4 protein-coding genes are annotated in these 3349 nt (G+C 73.9%); 3 read left to right on the forward strand and 1 reads right to left on the reverse strand.

All coding sequences use genetic code 11. The features are described from left to right. On the reverse strand, positions 1-1059 hold a 1059-nt coding region (locus J0670_RS33675), incomplete at its 3' end, for a PP2C family protein-serine/threonine phosphatase (protein WP_307806808.1). A 118-nt stretch (positions 1060-1177) separates the two neighbouring features. On the opposite strand from J0670_RS33675, the gene J0670_RS33680 reads away from it, so the two are divergent. From J0670_RS33680 to J0670_RS33690, 3 genes are read left to right on the forward strand one after another with little or no spacing between them, the layout of a single operon-like run. Then, positions 1178-1654 (forward strand): MarR family winged helix-turn-helix transcriptional regulator, encoded by a 477-nt coding sequence (locus tag J0670_RS33680; RefSeq protein WP_207816079.1) that lies wholly within the window; start codon positions 1178-1180, stop codon positions 1652-1654. An 8-nt stretch (positions 1655-1662) separates the two neighbouring features. Then, positions 1663-2517: an ABC transporter ATP-binding protein gene (locus tag J0670_RS33685; RefSeq protein ID WP_374223224.1), complete on the forward strand. Its 855-nt coding sequence runs from the start codon at positions 1663-1665 to the stop codon at positions 2515-2517. Beyond that, positions 2477-3340: an ABC transporter permease gene (locus J0670_RS33690; protein ID WP_207816081.1), complete on the forward strand. Its 864-nt coding sequence runs from the start codon at positions 2477-2479 to the stop codon at positions 3338-3340. The genes J0670_RS33685 and J0670_RS33690 overlap by 41 nt, the downstream gene beginning before the upstream one ends. Positions 3341-3349 lie beyond the last annotated feature (9 nt).

Consider the following 3349-nt stretch of genomic DNA (forward strand, 5'->3'; position numbering starts at 1 on the left):
GGCGTCGTCGGTCAGCCCGTTCTCGGCCCAGCGGCGCACGTCCGCCAGCAGCAGGTCCAGGACGTCCTCCGGGGCGGAGGCGCGCAGGGCCGCGAGGCGTTCGGCCAGCGGGTAGAAGCGATCGGCGTGGTCGCGGGCCTCGGAGATGCCATCGGTGTGGAGCAGCAGCAGATCACCCCTGCGCGGTTCGAAGAGGCCCGTCCGGTACCGGCCGCCGACCAGGCGGCGCAGGCCGAGCGGCGGGGCCGTCTGTGGAGGCTCCAGCTCCACCACCCGCCCGGCCCGGCGCAGCAGCGGAAAAGGGTGGCCGCAGTTGACGAACTTGGCCGGTCCGTCGCGCGGCAGCTCCAGCAGCAGCGCGGTGACGAACCGCTCGGGCATCGCGTGGCTGGCCTGGATCCTGTCCATCCGATCGGCCAACTGGGCGAGGTCCGCCACGATGCGTGAGCCCGCGCGGAACGCCCCCAGGACGTCGGAGGCAGTCTCCACCGCCGACAGGCCGTGGCCCTGGGCATCGCCGAGCAGGACCCGTATGCCGTACGGCGTCTCCGCCACCTCGTACAGGTCGCCGCCGATCCGGGACTCGGCCGCCGCCGCGGCGTAGCGCACGGCGATCCGGAGCCGCCCGATCCGCTCCGGCGGCGGCCGCAGCAGGGCCCGCTGCGCCGCCTCGGCGACGTTCCGTACGTGGAACAGTTCACGCTCCCGGGAGGCCACCAGGGCGACGCTGGCCGAGCTGGCCAGGCTGGCGGCGACGATCGTGATCAGGGAGGCGACGTGGATGGAGAAGGGCAGGGCCACGTCGACGAAGGCCGCGAGCAACGCCGCCGTGACGGCCGCGACCGCCCCCACCACGAGCGGCACCCGCGGGTTGCGGGTGGCGGCGCCGGCCAGCACGGGTGCCACCGCGAGCACGGGGCTGAGCGTCACCTTCGGGCCGGCCAGCAGGTCCGCCATCACGGCCCCGACCAGCAGGAGCAGGGCCAGGCACAGCAGCACTCGGGTGTGCCGCGGCAGGTGCAGCGGCGGCACGGTGTCATGCGAGCCGTCGGCGGTCACGCGGGCTCCTCCGGATGCGGGCGCGCCGGGGCCGGATCGGTCCCACGTCCACTCTCCACCGGGCGGGGGCGGTTCGCGCTCTCGACGGATGGCTCTGACTGAGAGCTAAAATGGCGGTATGACCGCACCGGTGTCCGGAACGCTCGACGTCGCGGTGGCGGAGGAGTTCTCCTCGCTGCTGGTGGGGATCCATCGCGGGGTTCGACGGCGGCTGCGCCGGGCGGTGGGGGCGCCGGTGCTGCGGGGCGCGCAGGTGGAGTTGTTGCGGCTGGTGGTCGACAGCCCGGGGTCGCGGGTCTCGGATGCGGCGGGGGAGCTGTGCCTGGCGGGGAACTCGGTGTCGACGCTGGTGAACCAGCTGGTCGGCCTCGGCCTGTTGCGCCGGGAGGCGGATCCGCGGGACGGGCGGGTGGTGCTGCTGTTCGCGACGGACGAGGCCGTGGAGCGGGTCGAGGCGTGGCGCGGACGGCGCCGGGAGCTGATGGGGGAACTGGTGGCGGACCTGCCGGAGGAGGAGCGGGCCGCCCTGGCCGCGGCGCTACCGGCGTTGCGGCGTCTGGCGCAGGGTCTCCGTGAGGTGCCCGAGGCGGGGTGAGGGCGGTGGTGGGTTTGGAACGGGACGTGCGGGACGCGGTGGAGTGCCGGGGCCTGGAGTACGTGTTCCGTCATGGCAGGGCTGGGGAGACCCGGGCGGTGGACGGGATCGACCTGACGGTGCGCGCCGGTGAGGTGTTCGGGCTGCTGGGCCCCAACGGGGCGGGCAAGACCACGACGATCCGCGCCATCACGACGCTGTTGCCGGTGGGCGCGGGCATGGTGCGGGTCTTCGGCCATGACGTCGCCCGGCGCCGGATGCAGGTCCGCCGGCTGCTGGGGTACGTGCCGCAGCAGCTGTCGGCGGACGCGGGGCTGACCGGCCGGGAGAACGTGGCGCTGTTCGCCCGGGTCTTCGACGTGTCGCGGGCCGAGCGGGCCGAGCGCGTGGCCCAGGCCCTGGCGGCGGTCGGCCTGGAGGGGGCGGGCGACCGGATGGCCGCCACCTACTCGGGCGGCATGGTGCGCCGCCTGGAACTGGCCCAGGCGCTGGTCAGCGCCCCCCGCCTGCTGGTGCTGGACGAGCCGACGATCGGACTGGACCCGATCGCGCGCACCGAGGTGTGGGAGCGGGTGGACGCGGTGCGCCGGGCCACCGGTATGACCGTGCTGGTCACCACCCACTACATGGACGAGGCGGACCGGCACTGCGACCGCATCGCCCTGATGGACCGGGGCCGCATCCGGGCGCTGGGCACCCCCGCCGAGCTGAAGGCCCGGGTGCGCGGGGACGATCCCGGCCCGGGCGGGCCGAGCCTGGACGACGTGTTCCGTCACTTCGCCGGCCGCGAGCTGGCCGACGCCACGGAAGGAGACTTCGGCGATGTCCGCCGTACCCGCCGCACCGCAGGCCGACTCGGCTGAACCCCCCGACACGGGGCCGGACCTGGGGCTGCTGCTGGTGCCTCCGCGTGCCCGTGCGGGCTGGCGCCTGGTGCCGGCCCGGGCGTGGGCGATGTGCGCGGTGGAGCTCCAGAAGCTGCGCCACGACCGTACGGAGCTGTACACCCGTGCCGTGCAGCCGGCGCTGTGGCTGCTGGTCTTCGGGGAGACGTTCACCCGGCTCAAGGCGATCCCCACCGGCGGCATCCCCTATCTGGACTACCTGGCGCCGGGGATCATCGCCCAGTCCGCGATGTTCATCGCGATCTTCTACGGCATCATGATCATCTGGGATCGGGACTCGGGGGTGCTGACCAAGCTCCTGGTCACCCCGACCCCGCGCGCGGCACTGGTGGCGGGCAAGGCCTTCGCGGCGGGGGTGAAGGCGGTGCTACAGGCGGTGGTCGTGGTGCTGATCGCCGCCGTCCTGGGCGTCGCGATGACCTGGAACCCCGTGCGGCTGCTGGGGGTGGTGGCGGTGGTGCTGCTGGGCTCGGCGTTCTTCTCCTGCCTGTCGATGGCGATCGCCGGGATCGTGCTGACCCGTGACCGCCTGATGGGCATCGGCCAGGCGATCACCATGCCGCTGTTCTTCGGCTCCAGCGCCCTCTACCCGCTGGCCCTGATGCCAGGGTGGTTGCAGGCCGTGAGCAAGGCGAATCCGCTCAGCTACCAGGTCGACGCGCTGCGCGGCCTGCTGATCGGCACCCCGGCCCACCTGCCGCTGGACTTCGCCGTCCTGACGGGAGCCACGGTGCTGGGCATCGCGGCCGCCTCCGCCCTCCTGGGCCGCCTGGCCCGCTGACGGGCAGCC

Source organism: Streptomyces sp. FH025 (assembly GCF_017427025.1).
Taxonomy (GTDB): domain Bacteria; phylum Actinomycetota; class Actinomycetes; order Streptomycetales; family Streptomycetaceae; genus Kitasatospora.